Annotated in this window: 21 protein-coding genes; 3 read left to right on the forward strand and 18 right to left on the reverse strand. The window is 58.8% G+C overall.

The genetic code is table 11. The features are described 5' to 3' along the window. Positions 1 to 167: 167 nt before the first annotated feature. From ilvC to DRET_RS08315, 11 genes are all read right to left on the reverse strand, one after another. On the reverse strand, positions 168 to 1157 hold the full coding sequence (ilvC, locus tag DRET_RS08265) for a ketol-acid reductoisomerase (RefSeq protein WP_015752087.1): 990 nt from the start codon (positions 1155 to 1157) through the stop codon (positions 168 to 170). A gap of 170 nt (positions 1158 to 1327) precedes the next feature. After that, positions 1328 to 1816: an acetolactate synthase small subunit gene (ilvN, locus tag DRET_RS08270; protein ID WP_015752088.1), complete on the reverse strand. Its 489-nt coding sequence runs from the start codon at positions 1814 to 1816 to the stop codon at positions 1328 to 1330. 37 nt (positions 1817 to 1853) lie between these two features. Then, entirely contained in the window at positions 1854 to 3548 is a 1695-nt protein-coding gene (gene ilvB, locus DRET_RS08275; protein WP_015752089.1) for a biosynthetic-type acetolactate synthase large subunit, read from the reverse strand. 2 nt (positions 3549 to 3550) lie between these two features. Then, on the reverse strand, positions 3551 to 3781 hold the full coding sequence (locus tag DRET_RS08280; protein WP_015752090.1) for a DUF465 domain-containing protein: 231 nt from the start codon (positions 3779 to 3781) through the stop codon (positions 3551 to 3553). An 11-nt stretch (positions 3782 to 3792) separates the two neighbouring features. Continuing rightward, entirely contained in the window at positions 3793 to 4110 is a 318-nt protein-coding gene (locus DRET_RS08285) for a DUF167 domain-containing protein (protein WP_015752091.1), read from the reverse strand. Positions 4111 to 4160: 50 nt separating this feature from the next. Further along, entirely contained in the window at positions 4161 to 4460 is a 300-nt protein-coding gene (locus DRET_RS08290; RefSeq protein WP_015752092.1) for a YggT family protein, read from the reverse strand. Between the two features lie 127 nt (positions 4461 to 4587). Then, positions 4588 to 5298, reverse strand: coding sequence for an HAD family hydrolase (locus tag DRET_RS08295; protein ID WP_015752093.1), 711 nt, complete (start codon positions 5296 to 5298; stop codon positions 4588 to 4590). A 16-nt stretch (positions 5299 to 5314) separates the two neighbouring features. After that, on the reverse strand, positions 5315 to 6964 hold the full coding sequence (locus DRET_RS08300) for an AMP-binding protein (protein ID WP_015752094.1): 1650 nt from the start codon (positions 6962 to 6964) through the stop codon (positions 5315 to 5317). 55 nt (positions 6965 to 7019) lie between these two features. Continuing rightward, positions 7020 to 7586: a helix-turn-helix domain-containing protein gene (locus DRET_RS08305; protein WP_015752095.1), complete on the reverse strand. Its 567-nt coding sequence runs from the start codon at positions 7584 to 7586 to the stop codon at positions 7020 to 7022. 137 nt (positions 7587 to 7723) lie between these two features. After that, the gene (locus DRET_RS08310; protein WP_015752096.1) at positions 7724 to 8518 is read right to left on the reverse strand and encodes a hypothetical protein; all 795 of its coding nucleotides are present in this window, start codon (positions 8516 to 8518) and stop codon (positions 7724 to 7726) included. A 481-nt stretch (positions 8519 to 8999) separates the two neighbouring features. Further along, positions 9000 to 9374 carry a hypothetical protein gene (locus DRET_RS08315; RefSeq protein ID WP_041281964.1) on the reverse strand — a complete coding sequence of 125 codons (375 nt, stop codon included), beginning with the start codon at positions 9372 to 9374 and terminating at the stop codon, positions 9000 to 9002. A gap of 294 nt (positions 9375 to 9668) precedes the next feature. Between DRET_RS08315 and DRET_RS08320 the strand changes: the two genes are divergently transcribed. After that, entirely contained in the window at positions 9669 to 9908 is a 240-nt protein-coding gene (locus DRET_RS08320) for a twin-arginine translocase TatA/TatE family subunit (protein WP_015752098.1), read from the forward strand. A 380-nt stretch (positions 9909 to 10288) separates the two neighbouring features. Here the strand turns inward: DRET_RS08320 and DRET_RS08325 are convergent, their stop codons facing one another. From DRET_RS08325 to DRET_RS08355, 7 genes are all read right to left on the reverse strand, one after another. Beyond that, a complete protein-coding gene (locus DRET_RS08325; RefSeq protein WP_015752099.1) occupies positions 10289 to 11230 on the reverse strand; it encodes a hypothetical protein in 942 nt (313 codons plus the stop codon). A gap of 10 nt (positions 11231 to 11240) precedes the next feature. Further along, on the reverse strand, positions 11241 to 12167 hold the full coding sequence (locus DRET_RS08330) for a hypothetical protein (RefSeq protein ID WP_015752100.1): 927 nt from the start codon (positions 12165 to 12167) through the stop codon (positions 11241 to 11243). Positions 12168 to 12378: 211 nt separating this feature from the next. Next, entirely contained in the window at positions 12379 to 13323 is a 945-nt protein-coding gene (miaA, locus tag DRET_RS08335; protein ID WP_015752101.1) for a tRNA (adenosine(37)-N6)-dimethylallyltransferase MiaA, read from the reverse strand. Between the two features lie 30 nt (positions 13324 to 13353). Then, entirely contained in the window at positions 13354 to 13851 is a 498-nt protein-coding gene (coaD, locus tag DRET_RS08340; RefSeq protein ID WP_015752102.1) for a pantetheine-phosphate adenylyltransferase, read from the reverse strand. After that, a complete protein-coding gene (gene rsmD, locus DRET_RS08345; RefSeq protein WP_015752103.1) occupies positions 13836 to 14396 on the reverse strand; it encodes a 16S rRNA (guanine(966)-N(2))-methyltransferase RsmD in 561 nt (186 codons plus the stop codon). The genes coaD and rsmD overlap by 16 nt, the downstream gene beginning before the upstream one ends. Before the next feature lie 285 nt (positions 14397 to 14681). Then, on the reverse strand, positions 14682 to 16298 hold the full coding sequence (locus tag DRET_RS08350) for an MBL fold metallo-hydrolase RNA specificity domain-containing protein (protein WP_041281967.1): 1617 nt from the start codon (positions 16296 to 16298) through the stop codon (positions 14682 to 14684). Then, positions 16295 to 17251, reverse strand: a complete 957-nt coding sequence (locus DRET_RS08355) for a GGDEF domain-containing response regulator (RefSeq protein ID WP_015752105.1) — start codon at positions 17249 to 17251, stop codon at positions 16295 to 16297. The genes DRET_RS08350 and DRET_RS08355 overlap by 4 nt, the downstream gene beginning before the upstream one ends. Before the next feature lie 332 nt (positions 17252 to 17583). On the opposite strand from DRET_RS08355, the gene DRET_RS08360 reads away from it, so the two are divergent. Both DRET_RS08360 and ftsY read left to right on the forward strand, forming a co-directional pair. Continuing rightward, complete coding sequence (locus DRET_RS08360; protein ID WP_015752106.1) at positions 17584 to 18411, forward strand: Smr/MutS family protein; 828 nt, start codon at positions 17584 to 17586, stop codon at positions 18409 to 18411. A 169-nt stretch (positions 18412 to 18580) separates the two neighbouring features. Beyond that, positions 18581 to 19915, forward strand: coding sequence for a signal recognition particle-docking protein FtsY (ftsY, locus tag DRET_RS08365; RefSeq protein WP_015752107.1), 1335 nt, complete (start codon positions 18581 to 18583; stop codon positions 19913 to 19915). Positions 19916 to 19926: the final 11 nt, after the last annotated feature.

A 19926-nucleotide genomic window follows, 5' to 3' on the forward strand; every position in this document is an offset into this window, starting at 1 on the left:
TTGAGAGTCCGGAGGGGGCAAGGATCCCCCTTTGGCGGGATTGAGAAAATACCGGGCCGAAAGTGGGCACACAGAAGAGACGGCAAACTCCAAAAATCCACAGGATCCGTCAAAGAACCCGAAAAAAAAGGCCGCGCCCGAAGCGCGGCCCTGAAACTGCCAAGGGGCTATTTTTGCAGCCAGGCCATCATTTGGCGCAGCTTGTCGCCCACGTCCTCGATCTGATGCTCATGGGCCTTGCGACGCATGGCCTTGAACGAAGGCACCCCGGCCTGGTTTTCCAGGATCCAATCGCGGGCAAAGCGGCCGTCCTGGATAGCGGTCAGCACTTCCCGCATCCGGGCTTTGGTTTGCGCGTCCACTACATGCGGGCCGCTGACATAATCGCCGTATTCGGCCGTGTCACTGATGGAATAGTGCATCCGCTTGAATCCGCCCTCATACAGCAGATCCACGATGAGCTTGAGTTCGTGCATGCACTCGAAAAAGGCCACTTCAGGCTGGTACCCGGCCTCAACCAGGGTTTCAAACCCGGCCTTGATCAGGGCGCTCACGCCCCCGCAGAGCACAGCCTGTTCTCCGAAGAGGTCGGTTTCGGTCTCTTCAGCGAAGGTGGTTACCAAAACGCCGGAACGGGTCGCTCCGATTCCCTTGGCGTATGCCAGGGCGCGATCCATGGCCTTACCGGAGGCGTCCTGCTCCACGGCGACCAGGGCCGGAACGCTTCCGCCGCGTTCGTATTCCCGGCGCACGAGGTGCCCCGGCCCTTTGGGCGCGACCATAACCACGTCGACGTCTGCGGGCGGCACGATCTGGTTGTAATGGATATTGAAACCGTGGCTGAAAACGAGGGTCTTACCGGCGGTCAGGTTGGGCAGGACTTCCTCGGTGTAAACTTTGGGCTGGATCTGGTCCTGGACCAGGATCTGGATCATATCCGCTTGGCGGGCGGCTTCTGCAGCGCTGACCGGGGCGAAGCCGTGCTCCTTGGCCAACTCGTAATTGCTGCCCCCGGGACGCTGCCCGATGACCACATTGACTCCGGAATCACGCAGGTTCTGGGCGTGGGCGTGTCCCTGACTGCCGTAGCCGATGATGGCCACGGTCTTGTCCTGCAAGACGTTCAGATCAGCGTCATTCTCGTAAAAAATCTGCATTTATGCTCCTCATTTCTGGGGTTATAATGGAAATGGTCTGCCCCGCCCCGAGTCAAGGCAGGCGCTTGCTGCGGCGGGGGCGCTTCGACGGTGCACAAAACAAAGCCGTTCAGGACGGGTCGTAAACGGGGAAAGGTGGCCGAAAAACGAACAAAAACGTCTTTGCCCCGCTAATCCTCGAGTTGCATGCTGCGGCGCATGGCCACGCTTCCAGTCCGGGCAATCTCCTTGATTCCGAAACGTTGCATAAGGTTGATCAAGGCCTTGATCTTGCCCTGGTCTCCGGTAACCTCGACGACGAGTTCCGTAGGGCTCACGTCAACGACTTTGCACCGGAAAACATCGACGATGCGCAAGATCTCTGGCCGGGACTGGCCTTCGGCGTTGATCTTCAACAAGACCATCTCCCGGTCCACAGCCTGCTCCAAGGCCAGGTCGACGACCTTGATGACCGTGACCAGCTTGCGCAACTGCTTGATGATCTGTTCGATGATCTGCTCATCACCCCGGGTGGTGATGGTCATAAGAGAAATCCCTTCTTCCAGGGTCGGGGCCACGTTCAGCGATTCGATGTTAAACCCTCGGCCACTGAACAATCCGGCCACGCGAGACAAGACTCCGGGCTCATTCTCCACCAGCACTGATAAGGTGTGTCGCATGTGTTCTTCTCCTGCCTTTCTCTGCCCCTGCGCGGGTTTAGACCAGCAACATATCCGTGAGTGAGGCCCCTGCCGGAACCATGGGATAGACATTTTCCTCTTCAGCCACCCGGACATCGATCACGGCTGTCTTCGGCGAAGCCAGCGCTTGTCGCAAGGTGGCGTCGAGGTCCGCGCTTTTCTCAATGCGGTAGCCTTCAGCGCCGTACGCCCGGGCGAGTTGGACGAAATCGGGGTTCGTGTGCAGACAGGTCGAACAATAATTTTTGTTGTAAAAAAGTTCCTGCCACTGCCGGACCATGCCGAGATAACTGTTGTTCAGGATGACGATCTTGACCGGCAGGTCGTAACTCACCGCTGTGGCCAACTCCTGGATGTTCATCTGAATGGAGCCATCACCGGCGATATCCACGACAAGACGGTTGGGGAAAGCGACCTGGGCGCCGATGGCGGCGGGAAATCCGTAGCCCATAGTGCCGAGCCCGCCGGAGGTCAGTAATGTACGGGGTTTGTTGTACAAAAAGTGCTGGGCCGCCCACATCTGGTTCTGCCCCACTTCAGTGGCGATGATCGCCTCCCCGCCGGAAATCTCATAAATTTTTTCCACCACGGCCTGCGGTTTAATGGCCTCATCCCCATTATCCCGGTATCCTAGGGGATGGGCCTCTCGCCAGAACCGGACCTGCTCCAGCCACTGATCGTGCTTGGAACTCCAGGAAACATCCTCGACGATCGGGGCGAGTTCACGGCGCAATTTGTTCAGGGCCAGCCCGCAATCGGCCACCACAGGGACATGGACGGAAACATTCTTCCGGATGGATGTCGGGTCGATGTCGATGTGGACCAGGCTCGCCTTTTGGGCAAAAGCGTCCAACTTCCCGGTGACCCGGTCATCGAAGCGGGCCCCAACGGCGATGATCAGATCGGCATTGTTCACGGCCATATTCGCGGCGTAGGTGCCGTGCATCCCGAGCATACCCAGCCAATGGGGATGATTGCCGGGAAAGGAGCCCAACCCCATCAGCGACGAGGTCACAGGGATATCCAAAGTCGTGGCCAGCCATTGGAGATCCTCAGAGGCCCCGGACGAAATGACGCCGCCCCCGGCAAAGAGCAGGGGTCGCTCCGCCTTTTGAAGCAGATCGACAACCTTGCGCAATTGTTTGACGTTGGGTTCAATATTCGGATTGTAGCTGCGCATGGAGATGGATTCCGGATACTGGAAATCCGTCTTGGCCAGCATGACGTCCTTGGGGAGGTCGACCAATACCGGGCCCGGTCGTCCCGACCGGGCCAGGTAAAAGGCCTGTTTGATAGTTTTTGTCAAATCCCGGACATCCTTCACCAAAAAATTGTGTTTGGTGCAGGGACGGGTAATACCGACAATATCTACTTCCTGGAAAGCGTCGTTACCAATGAGCGGGGTCGGTACTTGGCCAGTAAAGACCACTAGGGGAATGGAATCCATATAGGCCGTGGCGATACCGGTCACTGTATTCGTGGCCCCCGGGCCGGAGGTCACAAGGCAGACACCGGTCTTACCGGTGGCCCGTGCATAGCCGTCTGCAGCATGGACCGCGCCTTGCTCATGACGGACGAGAACATGATGGAGATCGTACTGGGGAAGGATGTCGTAAATATCAATCACCGCCCCCCCGGGAAATCCGAACAGCACATCGGTGCCTTCGCACTTCAAGCTCTCCATCAAGATCTGTGCCCCGCTCAATTCCATAATCAAGCCTCCCTTTTTCTATACTCTTCCAATAAATCTTGCAGCTTGCTCTTGCCAGCCAGCTTCCGCTTCTTGATCTCCTTCATCTGGCTCTCTTCCTGGGGCGACAGGAACGGTTTGTTGGCAAACCGCTCCAATTCACGTTCCAAGGAGAGGTGTTCTTCCCAGAGCTCCTTGATCTGCGGGTCCTGATCCCCATACTTGGTGATGAGATCCAGTTCGTACTGCTCCATGACGTTGCCTCCTAGTCGGTCAATAACGTCCAATCGGGTTCATCCCTACTTGCAATAACTATTGTCTTCTTTCGGCTTGCTTGTCCACTGCCAAGATCCACGTCCGCCGGCCTGAGCCCCAGGCGGGCGGCCACGAAACGGCACACGGCCTGGTTGGCCTTGTTGTCTACCGGAGGCGCCTGGAGTTTGATTTTCAGGCAATCCTGATACACCCCAACCACTGCCGTTTTCTTGGCCTTGGGCTGGACCCAGAGCCGCAAGCGCCACTTGCCTTCGCCGGCAGCCTCCACATAGGGAGGCGATTTCGAAACCGTGTCGTTTTTTCCCATTCCCAGTTCCGCTGCACCGCGAAGGACGGCAAGACCCCGAAAGGGGTGTCTTACATGGTCATTGCCACTTGATAGAGGGTTCTGACCACAAACATTTTCACAAATTGAATCGCCAACAGGATGACGACAGGGGAAAAATCGATCCCGCTCAAATAGGTAAACGGCAGCCAGCGCCGCACCCGCATAAAGACGGGCTGGGTGAGGTTATAGATAATGCGTACGATCGGATTGTACGGATCGGGATTGACCCAGGACAGGACAGCCGAAACGATGATTACCCAAAAGTACAGGGTCAAAACGGTATCAAGAATCCCTGCGAACGCCTGCAGGAAATTGGCCACAACAAACATTGGAACTCCTTATCTTCTAGCGGGTTGGATGTCCTCCACGCAATCCGCGACACATTTTTGCATCGATAGCCCTGCGTCCGAGGGCCTGTCTGCGCCGCGGTCCCCCATTGGGAAATGGCCACCTTCGTTACGACAGATTCAGAGCCATAACCTGACGCAGGCACCCGAAATCCGGGACATACATATCTGCGGGCAGTGTCGGGTCCTGATAGGCCCAAAACGGGACAGAGGCGGCGTGGGCAGTCCGGGCGTCAACCTCGGAATCGCCGATATAGACCACGTCCTTCGCCCCCAATCGCCAATCATTGAGGATGCGGTACATGCTCTCAGGGTGCGGCTTGGACCACGAAACCTGGCTGGAGGTCATGACCGGAAAGAAAAACCGCTCCAGGTCGAACAGTTGCAGGATAAGACCCATTGTGTCCGTACGGTTGGTATTGACCGCCATCCGGATGCCGCGGGAGGCCAGGAACTCGAGAAAGGGGATCAGCTCGGGCTGGATGGAGATGTACGGCACGAGATCCTTGTACCGGATCTGGCTGCGCAGTTCAGCGACGTGGTCCTGGGCTTCGGGGGGCAGAATATGAGCCAGGGACTGGGCCACAGTGTGGCTGTGGACATATTCCTCCTCGGCCTTGGACATCGAAGGCAGCCCCACTGCATGGCGCAAGCGGTTGTAAAAGGCCAGATTGGCCTGTTTGGAGTCGATGAGCACGCCGTCGCAGTCGAAAATGATGCCCCGGATCGGCGCGAAATAGCTCTCGGGCAAGAGCGGATTGCAATACAGGGTCGGACGCAACCGATCCATTCCACAGGACTGAGCAGCATAAGCACGCATGGATCAACAACACCTTTTATTTGCTGGTATCAAAAATGTCAGCGGCCATTTCCCGCAGTTTGTATTTCTGGACCTTGCCGCTGGCGGTCATCGGATATTCGGAGACAAAGGTGATGTGTCGGGGTATCTTGTACCGGGCGACCTTGCCGCGGCAAAAATCACGGACATCCTCGGGGGCGAGTTCAAAATCCGATTTGGGGATGATAAACGCCCCGATCTGTTCCCCGTACTTCTCACTGGGTACTCCGACGACCTGGACATCGGCCACTCCGTCCATGGAGTAGAGAAATTCTTCTATTTCGCGGGGATAGATATTCTCTCCACCCCGGATGATCATATCCTTCAGTCGGCCGGTGATCGACAGATAGCCGTCTTCGTCCATGACTCCGAGATCGCCGGAATGCAGCCATCCGCCGGCGTCGATGGTCTCGGCTGTGGCCTCCTCCATATTGTAGTACCCGGCCATGACATTGTACCCCCGGCAGCAGACTTCACCCTGCGCCCCTGCCGGCACCGGGGTATTGGTCTCGGGATCGACAACTTGAACCTCGATCTCCGGCATGGGCCGGCCGACCGTCTCGACACGTTTGCGCAAATCGTCGTCCACACGGGTTTGGGTCATCACCGGCGAGGCCTCTGTCAAGCCATAGCAAATCGTCACTTCGTCCATGTGCATGGAATCGATGACCTGGCGCATGACCCGTACTGGGCAGGGGGAACCGGCCATGATCCCGGTGCGCAGGGATCGGAAATCGAATTTGGGAAACAACCGGTGGTCCAAAATGGCGATGAACATGGTCGGCACCCCATACAGGGCGGTGCATTTCTCCTGCTCCACCGAGGACATGACATGCACCGGATTGAACCCTTCGAGGACGACCATCGTCGCCGCATGGCCGACTGCAGCCAGAACGCCCAGGACGCAGCCGAAGCAATGGAAGAGCGGCACAGGCAGGCAGACGCGGTCTTCATGGGAAAAACGCTGGTTTTCGCCGATCCAGAACCCGTTGTTGCCAATATTGTAATGGGTCAGCATAACCCCCTTGGGAAAGCCGGTCGTGCCCGAGGTATACTGCATGTTGACCACATCATGGGGGTCCAGGGTCGCTTGGCGCTCGGCGTAGGCTGAGTCGGAGATGGTCTGGGACAGGGCCATGATTTCCGGGATGGTATACATGCCGCGGTGTTTCTCCTGCCCCAGAAACAGTACCCGCTTCAAATGCGGAAAATTATAGCTGCGAAGCGCCCCGCGCTGCTGGGTCTTGAGTTCCGGGATGAGGTCATAGGTCACCTGGATATAGTCCGTGTCCCGAAACCCGTCGATGAGAACCAGATTTTCCGCTTCGGACTGTTGCAGGAGATATTCCAGCTCACTTTGCTTATAATAGGTGTTAACCGTGAGCAAAATAGCCCCGATCTTGGCCGTAGCAAATTGCAGGGCGATCCAATAGGGAACATTCGTGGCCCAGATGGCCACCTTTTCTCCTTTTCCGATCCCCAGGGCCATGAGCCCTTTGGCCAAACGATCGACGACATCTCCGAATTCCTGATACGTCAGCCGGAAATCGCGATCAACGTAAACGACGGCTTCATTATCAGGGTGCTGGGCCACAGCTTCATCAAGCATCTGTCCCAGGGTTATCTCACGCAACGGTCTCTCCGCCATAGACAAAACCTCTCAAAGTAGTTCGTGCTCGCAGCCGGTTCAGGCGAGAAGCGCATTACTCCGGAAAATACAAGACAGCATAGATCTCGGCTTTTTCATCTCCGGCCGCCCCAACGTGGTGGGGAACGATGGAGTTGTAGTACATGGAATCACCTGGCCCGAGGACATAGCGATTCTCACCGTAGACCAGTTCCACCTCTCCTTTGACCACGACAATGAATTCCTCCCCTTCGTGGGACGAGAGGCTCTGCGGCTCGGAGTCGGGATAAATCTCCACATAAAAGGGCTCCATGTTCCGGTCGGATTTGCCCTTGCCCAGGGAGTGGAAGCGCAGGCTGACCGGTTTGTCCTTGCCCGTGAGCATGCTCAATTCCTCGGCACGCTCCGTCTGACGTACAATCAGCGGATCTTCGCTGATCTGATCGTCGAGAAAGGTCCCCAGCCGGGTTCCCAGGGCTCGGGCGACCTTCAGCAATGGCCCTAAGGAAGGATAGACCTCGTCCTCTTCCAGGGCCTGCAAAAAGGCGACTTCAAGGCCGGTGCGTTCGGCCACATCATCTAATGTCAATTCCTGTTCTTCTCGAAAAGAACGGATCCGCTTGCCTACTTTGCTCTTCGCCATATCTCCCCTCTCCTTGGGCTCGTGTTCTGCTCCACCGCAGGTCTGGCCTACACCCCGCCTGCGGTCCTTTTCTCTGAGAATCCAACGTTCACGGCGGACCCGGTCAGCCGGCACATTCGCGATCGAGTCGCCCCGCCTCAGCGCGGGGCCCAAAAAATGATCTCCTGTTCGGGGACAACAAACCCGTTGAGACGGTCCCATTCCCGGCTAGAGACAATACTCGCCAATGAAAACGTCCCCCATTGCCCTCCAGCTAAGGCAGAGTCCTCGGGGACCTCATGAAACCGGACCCCGGTGTCGGCCAGTTCCTCGTAAATGTCCGCATCACCAGTCACCAGACAGGTTGCGGCCGGCGTCACCAGGGCAAACGGCCCGAGCAGCCGGCGCCAGGAGATATCCCGGTGCCGCACCGGGGTCAGGAGGTCGTCAGACAGGCCGGCTTCTTGGCGTTCAGCCGCGTCCAACCCGAGTTCTTCGGAAAATTTATTCCAGGAATCGGCAAATCCCCGCTCCAACTCATCGAGTTCCATGTACCGTTCTTCCAAGGCCCAGGCCAGAATGAGCATCATCTGGCCCTGCAATCGGACTTGGCGTTGGACAGCTTGGGGATCTGGTGTTTCCTTTTTGAGCATCCGGCGCAAATCAGATTGGATAGCCATAGAGCTCTGGGCGGGGTCATCACCGAAATCTGACAGGGCCAATGCCGCCAGATCCTGGGGCGAGAACTGTTCTCCGTAGGCCAGGAGGTCACCCAGGGCACGACGGGCCTGCTCCGGTTCCAAAACCAGTCCCTCCGGACGCCAGTAACGCGCATCCTCAGCCTCAGCGAGACCGGGGTCCAAAAAACGGACCTCGCTTGGCAGAGTGGCTGGCCCAAGCGAGGAATGGAGGTCGGGAAAATACAGGAATTGTCGTGATGGTGTCTGGTTCACTTCTGCCGCCTTGTAGACAACTGGTGCAAAGGATTTGGGGCCGCTGTTCCCGGCTCTTCGAGCCCGGGCAGTCACACGAATGTCGGGACACGTCTTCCGGGGACTCCAAGGATCGAGGGGTCAGCGGGACGCCTACGGCGGGGAACAACCAAGCCAGGACCGCCAGGAATGATCTTCCGGGAGCGGGCATTGCGACAAAACCACAGTCCTGCCGGTGCCACACAGGAGACGGGAAAGGGCCCCGAGCTTTGAGATCTGAGTCTATCCTGCTGCTACCGCCGCGAGACACTCCACGGGGATCCACAACGCAGCCCCCTCCCTTTGAAAAAGGGGTGGTGAAATAGTGCCACTTTTCCGCGCAACACGCAATCGCAGACCCTGTCTTTCCCTGTGTCGTCCAGGACAAGACGTGCTGAAGCGCTGCGTGCTGGAAAAGGGATTTGCAACTCCAAAACGGGGCGCCCCCGAAGGTACCGCGAGGCTATGGATCCAATGGTCCCGCGAGAATAAATTCCCTGCACCGTCCCGGGCATGGAGGCAATGCTCGCAGACACACATCACCCCATAGCCAGCAACATTCCTGGGCGTCTGACGGGGCAGGGGCAAAGTCAGGACACAAAAACGGCAAAATCCAGACCGATTCCCATCGCCGTTCCCACAAATGACGGGCGTGTTCCTCGGAGAGGCCGAAACATTCCGCACGGTCCATATACGCAGTAAAATCGTCCTCAAGCTTGTCCAGCGCCCGACAGCGCCACGCCGTCTGCCAGCCGGGATTGCGGCATTCCTCGTACAAACAGACGCCGTGCCGGTAAAAACGGCACCCGGTGCCAGGCAGGGGGGAAAAACTGTCCATAGGTAGGGCCCTTTTACACAAAAATACCCATCAACCAGAGAAACCGCTTGCCCGGAAAGCGCTTCGACCCGTAAATCGATTCTGGAGACCGCCCCTGAGGGATGCCGCTCATGGACACCGCCGGAAGCCTGCCGAATCAATGGCGCAGAGCATTGCATAACCGTGACAAAGCAGGTACACAGAGTTCAGTTTTTGTTTCTCTTCAGGGGATTGGCAGGCAGGTGTTCTGTCGTGCCCCCCGCTTGAGCGGCGTATCCGCACCAAACCATTGGCATCTCAGGAGGCTTGCAAACAATGATTGGCGGCATAGGAATTCCAGAACTGCTTATTATCCTGGCCATTGTCCTGGTGATTTTCGGTGCGAACAAGCTCCCGGAAATTGGCTCAGGCATGGGTCGGGCGATCAAAAATTTCAAAAAGGCCACTGGCGAGCCAGAAGAAATCGATGTCACTTCCGAAAAAGAACAAATCAATTCCGAACAAAAGACCCAAGACGACGACAACAAGAGCGATTCAGCCAATTCCTCAAAATAGCCGTCTTCCCTGCGCGACAGGAGTCAGGCCGAAGCCGCGAGCCTTGGGCTGACAGGTGCCCCGACGCCATTTCTGGCGCCACAGGGGACAGTCAGCGACAGCATACGTAAGAGGCGGGACATTTTCTCCCGCCTTTTTTATGGCCCACTCGCTGCCTGAGGCCTTGGGCCCCGGCTCCAATCTGTTTGTTCGCTTTCTGGCGGCCTCTGGCACCAAGGCTGGCCCCATTCACTAACCGTTCCAAAATTCTTCTAGCGCAGATCGTTCAACCATCCCGGGGGACGGCCGACAACACGTTCACGGTCGCAACGTACGTATCCGTCCGTACGAGTTTGAACGGAGTACAGCTTTGCTGCCATTGGGGGATTGGCAACGGCCTGCTAGGGAGCCTGGAAACTCCCTTGGGCGTCCAGCCCTTCGAGGGCAAAATCCAGCTTCTGTCGTGAAGCCGCCCGGGAAACCTGTTGTTTGAGACGTGCGGCATCGAGCACGCGCAAGACCCACCGGGCCTGGACCCCCGCTTCGTCGAGACGCATGGTGACCAATTCCGCTTCATCGACACTCGCATCCCATTCGCCCAAAAGTGTGGACCAGCCCGAGACGCCTTCCACGGTAGGCCAACCCGAGACCTCAAGACGCATCCTGTCCACCACCCTGGCCTGAATAGCGGACTGAGCAAAATACCGGCTCCAGACTTCCTGCCACGCCGTGGCCACCCCAGGTGCACTATGACTCCACCGCTGCCCCTGGGTGCGCAGTTCCAAACGCCAGAGACCGTCCCGGGCAACGATCTGCAATGCCGGGGCATCCACTGAACGGGGCGCGACCCCGCTCACAGCCTGCCAATGCGAGACCTCCCGCCGCTGCTCTTCGGTCAGGCCCTGGGTTTCCAGACGAAACCCAACAGCATTGCCCGCCGTATAAAACGTCCCCCACTTCTTCAGACGCGCTTTGAGTTGCGGCGTATTCACCGCCACTTCAGCCTGATACCGAATACGACCTGGCGAACGCGTGTACCGTTCCCCGGCGTAGCTCAGCACCAGCGATCGGGCGGCCCCAGCCAATTCTTTGCGCACGGCCGCTCGCTGGGCCGGGTCCATCCGCCCCGGGACAATGGCCTCGGCTTCCTGGACTACGGCCTTGACGAAGGCAACGTTGCGCGCCTTGTCGGCTGTGGTCCATTGCCCCCGAGGACTGTGATCCGCTGGATTTTGCTCCAGGACCACCTGTTGCATCCCGGCCAAAGCGTTGGCGGTCCCTCCAATCAGGACCCCGAATACCACCAGGATTCCAGCCGCGAGCACCCCCATCAGATCCGTCATGCGACTCTGCTTATTGGAGCTCAAATTCCTGTACCTCACTTTGGCCTTTTTCCGAGCCGTTGCCGGCACCCGTTTGTGCAGCGGTATTCTGGCCCTGGGAATCAGTGTTGCCCAGGACAATGATCACCCGGGCGTGACGCAGTGCTGAGGCGAGCTGATCCAGCTGCTCGTTTTGATGCAGAACCACCGCGTCCGTGCCCAACCTGCCCTGCGCGGAAAAAGCCTCCAGCACAACGGGGCGCTGCCCGGCGCGCGGGTGTGCCAATCCAGCCGCCATACTCCTGACGTAGACCGCGAGGCCTGACTGGCGTGCGGCCTGAGCGCGAACTGCGGCGGGCCCGTAAATAAGCTCTCCCCGGTCGTCATAGATCCGGGGGAATAATGCCGGCTCGAGGGCGATATTCCTGGCGTCGATAACGACCCCGGTGTATTCGGCAGTCCCGTTGCTCCCTTCGCTGGCCGCGGCGGCCTGCCCGTTGAAATGGGTTTTCGGGGGCATGAGCGTTTCCAGAAGCGTCCCAGTCAGCGTCAGCCGCACGGATTGACGGGTATCGTCCCTCGCCCCATCGGCCAGAGCCGGGCTGTGGACCCGCCCCGAGAGAGTCTCCCGGAGCTGAGGCCGCTGCTTGAGCAGATCCCCCACACGCCACTGGCGGTCGACACGCACCTCTTTCAAGGCCTCGAACAGCTGGCGTCTCGCCTGGATGGCCGCCCCGCGCTGGAGCACGGCCGGATCAATTCGAGCCGTGGCATTGTCACCGGTATAGCTCCAGGCCGAGGATCGGCCGGTGGCTTCCAGGCGCTGCGCCGTCCAATCCACCCGGCCGGGACCGACTGCCTCCAGCACTTTCGCCGGGACCACGGAGGGCAGGAGCAGGAGAAAAACGGGAAGCAGCGCAAAACAACGAATCACTGCGCGTAGGTGGTATCGGTGCATGAAACGGTTCTCCAGACAAAGGGCGACGCTGTCTATTCAGTCGGCCGCCCGCTTGGGTCCTTCAGGTCCCTGAAACAGGACGTGTTCGCATCACAGGCTTGAAAAGTGTCTTCCACAAGGATCCCGGAGACAAACGCACCACTGGCAACGCCCCCGCAACTCGCTCAGCCCCAACTGACAACGCCGTATTCAGGTGTCGCGGGCCTGGAGATCAACCCCGGGCCGATTGCAGCCAATCGCTGACCAATTCCAAAGGCCATTGCCTGGCGTCGGGCTGGACCCAGAAGACCTCGGACTCCTTCCTGAACCACGTCATCTGACGCTTGGCATAGGCGCGGGTGTTCTGCAACCAGAGCCGGCAGGCCTCTTCACGGGACAACTGGCCGCGGATCATGGCCAGCAGTTCGGCGCAGCCGATTCCTGTCCACCCCGGAGCGTCGGGGTCGGGACAACGGGCCCAGGCCCGGTGCGCCTCATCCTCGGCCCCGGCGTCAAGCATACGCCGGATGCGGCTTTCCAGCCGCGGGGTCAAAGCGGCCAAATCCGTATCCAACCCCAAAGTCAAGGCATTGTAGCGCGGGGTTCGAGTCTGTTGCCGATGCCATTGGCTCAACGGCGTCCCTGTGGCCAGACGGACCTCAAGCCCCCGGGTCACCCGTTGCCGGTCGTTGGGATGGACTTTGGCCGCCCACTCGGGATCAAGCCGGCTCAGGACCCGATGGGCCCATTGCCGCCCTCGATGCCTGACCACAGAAGCAACTTTTTTGCGAATGGACTCGGGTATGGGAGGGGTCGGTGCCAAACCGTGGACCAGGGCCCGCAAATACAGCCCAGTTCCTCCGACCAACACTGGCAGACGGCCGTTGTCGAGGACCTCGGCAATGACCTCCCGGGCCATGCGCACGAACGACCCGGCATCGACCTTGTCCGAGGTCGGGAGAAATCCGTACAGATAATGGGGGCACACCGACTGCTCCTGGGCATCAGGCTGGGCGGTAACGACAGGAAAATCCCGATACACTTGGCGGGAATCGGCATTGACAATCGCGATATCCAGGGACTGGGCCAAATGCAGGGCAAGCCGGTTCTTTCCGGTCCCCGTAGGGCCGACAACACACACAATCGGTGGTGGCTCCGGTCTGTCAACCATGGTCATGTATCGCCCCGCAAAGCTCTTGCCGGAACATCACCGCCCCAGGGGAAGGCCCAGCTTGTTTTGCAGCCGGTCCCAACACGGTTCCGGAAGCAGTCCCCTGACATCTCCCCCGAGCCGGGCGCTTTCCTTGATGATCGTCGAACTGATATACAGCCAGGTGTAGTCGGTCATCATGAACACGGTCTGGATGTCGCGGTTCAATCGTCTGTTCATAAGCGCCATCTGAAATTCATACTCAAAGTCCGAGATGGCCCGTAATCCGCGCAAAATGACTGTGGCCTCACGGCTTTCGGCATAATCGACAAGCAGCCCTTCAAAGGGTTCCACCACGACCCGGCGCTCGTGGGCAAAGACCTCCTGGGCCATTTCCACGCGCTCCTCCAGGGTAAAAAGAGGCACCTTGGACGTATCTTTGGCCACGGAGACGATAACGGTATCGAAGACCTTCAACCCCCGCCGGATGAGACTGACGTGCCCATTGGTCAAGGGGTCGAATGTACCGGGGTACAGGGCTATTGTGCCTGCCATATGCAAATCCTTGTTTGACCGTACAACCTATCCACTTCCATCACAAGTCCGGCCGGGGTGTTTGGGCCGGGATTCAGCTGGGCCTCAACCTCAGCAACCACAAACGCCTCAGGGGCCAGCCACCCGCTCGAGGTCAATGTTTCAAGCGCAGGGAGCAATACCCCCTGACCGTAAGGGGGGTCAACAAAGACGACGTCATACCGTGTCGTGACCGGACGGTGCAGGAAACGCTGGACATCGCCGGTGACCACCTGAAACTGGCCCCGGTCCAGGCCGAGAGAACGGGCGGTCTTGCTGATGCTGCCGGCAGCGCGCCGGTTTTTCTCCACCACGCAGGCCGTTGCCGCCCCGCGGCTCAATGCTTCAAAAGCGAGGCTGCCGCTACCGGCAAAAAGATCCAGTACCCGGGCCTCCGGCCAGGTCACGCCGCGGGCTTCGAGCATGGAAAACAGCGCTTCACGGACCTTGAGCGTCGCCGGCCGATATCCGGGCCCCGACGTGGTCGCGATCTGCCGCCCCTTATATATCCCGCTGATTATACGCATGGTGCTGCCACTCTGATTGTTTGCCCGTTGGAAAACGACTGCGCTTCAGGCGCCCTGCTCTCATTTGGCTCACTGCATCCGGAAAAAAGCTACGACAATACCCGTTGTCCCCGTGGGGCACGACAGCCAACATCCGCTTCCCGCCCCGCAGAGATTCGGTTGCGCGAAGCGTTTGCCCTCCCCTGCTCAAGTGGCATTCACGGCAAAAAAAATCGGCCGGACTGGGCGCGATTGCTGCGCCAGTCGTGCCCCCACACAATGCCAGCAGCGGTTGTCCCAAGACAGTTATGTGTTTGCCAGGCCGGAAATCAACTTGGTCAATTGGCTGGTGATCTCCTGGAGCCGGTCCCGGATTTCCCATTGCTCTTCCATCGGGTGGCGGGCCAATTGCGTTTGGCGGGAATGGAGTTCGTCGAGTTGGGTCTGGGCCTGCTGGATCAGCCAATCCCAATCGACTTGGGGCAAGCGCTGCTGCAAGGAGGTGTCGCATTCACTCTCCCCGCCAGGATGGAGGGTGATTTCTTCCAGATAATCGGGAATCGCGACCCGAAGTCCGTATTGCCCCTCGATCAATTCGGCCAACGTCTGCTGGGCCTGGTATTCCCCGTGCACCAGAAACACCTGCATCCCGTTGGTCCGGAAATGACCGAGCCAGTCCAGAATCTGCTGTTGTCCGGCATGGGCGGAAAAACCGTTGATCGTATACACCCGGGCACTAACAGCGACCTCTTCCCCGAAAATACGGACCGTTTCAGCCCCGTCGACGATCTTCCGTCCCGTGGTCCCTTTGGCCTGAAAGCCGACAAAGACGACACTGGCTCCACGGCGCCAGAGATTATGCCGCAGATGGTGTTTGATCCGTCCGGCATTAGCCATCCCGCTGGCGGAAATGACCACGGCCGGTCCGCTCAAAGTGTTCAGGGCCTTGGACTCTTCGGTGGATTGGGTGAAAGTCAATTGGGGCAATCCGAAGGGATCTTCGCCATTCTCAAGCAATTCACGGGTGGTGCGGTCGAAAAATTCCGGATTGCGCCGAAAGACCTCGGTCGCTTTCGTCGCCAGGGGGCTGTCCACATAGACCGGCATGTCCGGCGGGAGTTTGCCCTCCTTGTGCAGCAGATACAAGGTATAGATGATCTCCTGGGTCCGCTCGACAGCAAAGGCTGGAATAATGACCTTTTCCCCGTGGCCGTAGCTATACCCGATCGCCTCTGCCAATTCCTCCCGACTGGTGTCTTCATCCTTGTGGTTGCGATCCCCGTAGGTCGATTCCATAAAGAGATAGTCGGCCGTCTCGACGATGCTCGGCTCACGGACAATCAATTGATTGGGGCGTCCCAGATCCCCGGAAAAGACCAGCTTGGTCCGCTGCGCCTCGCTGTCCACCCAGATCTCGATAAACGAGGAGCCGAGAATGTGGCCGGCATCTTTGAAATTGACGCGCAGACCGGGCACCGGCTCGAACATTTCATTGTAGGCTTGCGGCCGCAAAAGGGGAAAAACGGCTTCGGCGTCCTGCCGGGCATACAGAGGCTCACGCTGCTTCCCGCCGTGACGCAGTCGTTTTCTGTTGCGCCATTGGGCCTCCATCTCCTGGATGTGCGCGCTGTCCTGGAGCATGATCTCCATCAAGCCGCAGGTGGGTTCCGTAGCATAGACCGGGCCCGAAAATCCCAATTTGACCAGGCGCGGCAAGAGCCCGGTGTGGTCGATATGGGCGTGGGTGACGAGCATGAAATCCAGCTCAGCCGGGGTGTAGAGGCTCAAATCCCAGTTTCGGGCGTCGATCTCCTGATTGCCCTGGTGCAGGCCGCAATCGACCGCAAAACGGTACTGTTCTGTTTCCAGAAGATAACACGAGCCGGTCACGGTCCGGGCGGCCCCGAGAAATCGAACTTTCATCTCCCCTCTTCCCTCCATTCGAATCCCTCGGCGTGCAGGCGGCCCTGACGCCACCTGTCCTCGTTACGCGGAAAGGGTTGGACGGCCCAGTGCATGATTTCCTCTGCGGCCTGGAGTTGGCCGTCCACAGGCACATCGATATGCACTGAAAATCCCTGACAAATAAGGTGCAAGCCGCCACCTGAAGCCGGGAGGTTCTTGCGGCAATAGTCCTCGAAGTCGTGCCGGATGCGCCGACACAAAGCCACCCCTCCCTGGGGCGGCACTTCTGGGGCCAGAAGGCACAGCCGCTCCGGTGTCACCTCGGCCAGCTTGTCATAGTCCCGCAGTCGCGTCAGCAGATGGCGGCCCCAATCCACGACGAACCATTTGGTCCAGGCCGCTCCCAGGTCGCGGTAGACGGTTTCCAAACCGGAAAGATGCAAAGCGAGCAACGAAAACCAATCCTGTTTCCGGGCCAGTCGATTGACCTCTTCACGCAGCAGGGATCGAAAGCCGGATTGACTGAACAGCCCGGTCCCCGTATCTTTCCGGCTCCCGTCACGGAGCTGTTGCAGGGTACGCAGATGGCGCAGACCGTGCTCCACCCGCCAGCGCAATTCCGTCCAATGAAACGGACTGAGCAATAAATCGTCGGCCTCATTGGCTTCCTGAGCCACGCGAACCCGTTCTTCTTCGGCGCCGAGAAAAACCAGCCACAACGGCGGATAGAAGTCCTGGCGGATCCGGTTGCGCACCAGGCGGCAGAATTCCTTGCCCTCCAGATCAGTCCGTTGCGCCTGGACCAGCGCCAGATCAACAACGGCATCATCCAGAAGCGTCAAGGCCCGCATATGCCCTGAGGCGCGCAGGACCTCATAGCCCCAGGCACGCAAATGCTCTTCCACCTCGCGGGCCTGGTGCTCATCCGAAAGGACCACCAGAATGGTCGGGGGCGCAGATGACTGTGGCATACAGATATTCTCCAATCCGGCTTGACTGCCAAGAAAGCCAATGCACTATCCCATTTGGCATGAAATTCCAAGTTTTGCCCGGCAGTGGAAATTCCGGTATCCTCTGAGCCATTGGCTTTAAGCCCTCGTACTGACAGTTGAACAACACCGCATCCCGCAGACCGTTCAAAGACCACAAGGGCAAGCCGCAAACACGTTCAAGCCCGCATTTCCTCCGTGAAACCTGCTCGTGTTTCACCAGCTCGGACGTATCCCTGCGTTCCATTTTGAACTCCTTGCCGCGTGACTGCCACTGGAAATTTGTAACGGCCTGCCAAATCCGCGTGACGCCTATGCGATTTACATCATTTGAAGAACTTGCCCGGAACATGGAAAAGCAGGGCCAGAAAAAAGACGGGGCCAAAAATCCCAAAGCGGCCGGAACCAAACCGGCCAGTCCCCGCTCCAAGCAACGGCCTGCGAACCAATCCCCTCCCACTGCCTCGAAGCAGAAGAAGGGGACTGGCCCTGCACGCCCGCAGTCGGGCTCGCGCTCCCCTGCCAATACCCCGGCGCAGGAGCGGGAACCGGATGAGGAGTCGCGCCTTTTCCAGCAGGCCATGCAGGGAGTGCGCCCTTTGAAGGCCAATGGACGCCAGGTCCCGGCCCCCACAAACGTTCACAACCCTCCGGCTCCGGATCAGTCCGAAGCTGAGGCCAAGGCCTATCTCCGGGAACTGGTCCAAGGCAACGTCGAATTCGAACTGGAGCACACCTCGGAATTTATCGAGGGCCACGTCCGGGGGCTCGACCAGCGCAAAGTGCGCAAGCTCAAGGCCGGACAATACAGTTTTGAAGCCCACCTCGATTTGCACGGGGCGAACACGGACGGCGCTAAACTCGAACTGCTGGAATTCGTGCGCAGTCAATACCTCCTGGGGCGTCGCTGCCTGCTGATCATCCCGGGCCGGGGCCGCAATTCCCCCCAAGGCCGGGGGGTGCTGCGCGACGAAGTTCAGGCCTGGCTGACCCAGGACCCGCTCAAACGGGTTGTCCTGGCCTTTGCCACCGCTTTGCCCCGCCACGGAGGCGCCGGGGCCCTGTATGTCTTATTGCGAAAGTACAAAAAATCCCACGGCAAGATTTTGTGGCAAAAATACCCGCTCAATTCCGAAACCTGAGGTCGTAACGGAGCCTGGTCGCCCCATTTCTGGTGCCACCCTGCTGGCATCTTGAACCGTGCACAAGCAACGACACGAATCCAGACTGAACCAGCGCTTCCAGATCCGCCGATACGCCCACGAAACGACATTGCAATCCACCGCAAGAGGATAAAACGAGGAGTGAAGGATGGGGTTTTTCTCTAAGATATCAAAAATTTGGCGTAAAAATGACCAGGAAGCCGCCCCCGGAGTTGAAGAACATGCTCTCGGGCAGGAGCACAAACCAACACCGGGTCCCGTTGAGCAGGGGCAAATGGAACAAGCGCCCTGGCAGACCGAGCTGCTCCAGGCCCTGCAGGAAGCCGAACCCCGTCTCAGTGTCTGGCTCGACCACATTCTGGCCGGTATCAGCTCAGCCAGTCCCGAACTCTGGCAACGCCTGGCCTTCCTCCTGGACAATCTGGAAGTCCCCAAAGACGAAGCCGCGGCCTTCATCCAGGACTTTCGGAACTGGCTGGACGAGATGGAATACGAGCGGGTTGAGGAATTCCGCTCCGAACTCCAGTACCGTTTGGCTCTGGCGCTCGACTTGGAAGACGAAGAAGACGAGCGCAGCCGGCTGTTTATCAAGCTCTCCAGCGGATTGACCAAGACCAAAGAACAGTTGTCCAAACAGGTCGATCAACTTTTACAGCTCAACAAACAATTCGACGACGCCTTCTGGGAGGACCTCGAAGAGATCCTGATCATGTCCGATGTCGGCTTCAAAGCGACCACGACCCTGCTCGAACGCCTCCGGGACCGGGTCCGCCAGGAAGGATGCAACGACAGCGAGACCTTCAAGACCTTGTTCAAGGAAGAATTGGCCGCGTTGTTTCCCCAGCCCGCCAAGCGCATCAAACCACAGCCTCCGGAGGTCGTCTTGATGATCGGCGTCAACGGCGTGGGCAAGACGACGACCATCGCCAAACTGGCCCACCGCGCCCATATGCAGGGACAAAAGGTCATGGTCGCCGCCGGAGACACCTTTCGCGCCGCAGCCATCGAACAGCTCGAGATCTGGTCCAAACGGGTCGGAGCCGGTTTTTATGCCAAAGCCCCGTTTTCCGATCCGGCCTCCGTGGCTTACGAGGCCTTGGATACGGCCCAGGCCGAAGGCTATGACACCCTTTTTGTCGACACCGCCGGACGGTTGCACACCAATGTCGACCTCATGGAAGAGCTGCGCAAAATCAAGCGGGTCCTGGCCAAGAAACACCCCGGTGCCCCGCACCGCACCATTTTGGTCCTGGACGCCACCACCGGCCAGAACGCCCTGTCGCAGACCAAACTGTTCGCCAAGGACATGGACATCGACGAAATCGTGCTGACCAAGCTCGACGGCACTGCCAAAGGCGGCGTGGTGGTCGCCGTCTCCCTGGAATATGGAATCCCCATCACTTTTATCGGACTCGGCGAAAAAATGGAGGACCTGCGCCCCTTTTCCGGGACCGACTTCGCCCAGGCCCTTCTCGATCTCTAACGGGACAGGGC

The sequence above is a fragment of the Desulfohalobium retbaense DSM 5692 genome, from assembly GCF_000024325.1.
In the GTDB taxonomy this organism is placed as follows: Bacteria; Desulfobacterota; Desulfovibrionia; order Desulfovibrionales; family Desulfohalobiaceae; genus Desulfohalobium; species Desulfohalobium retbaense.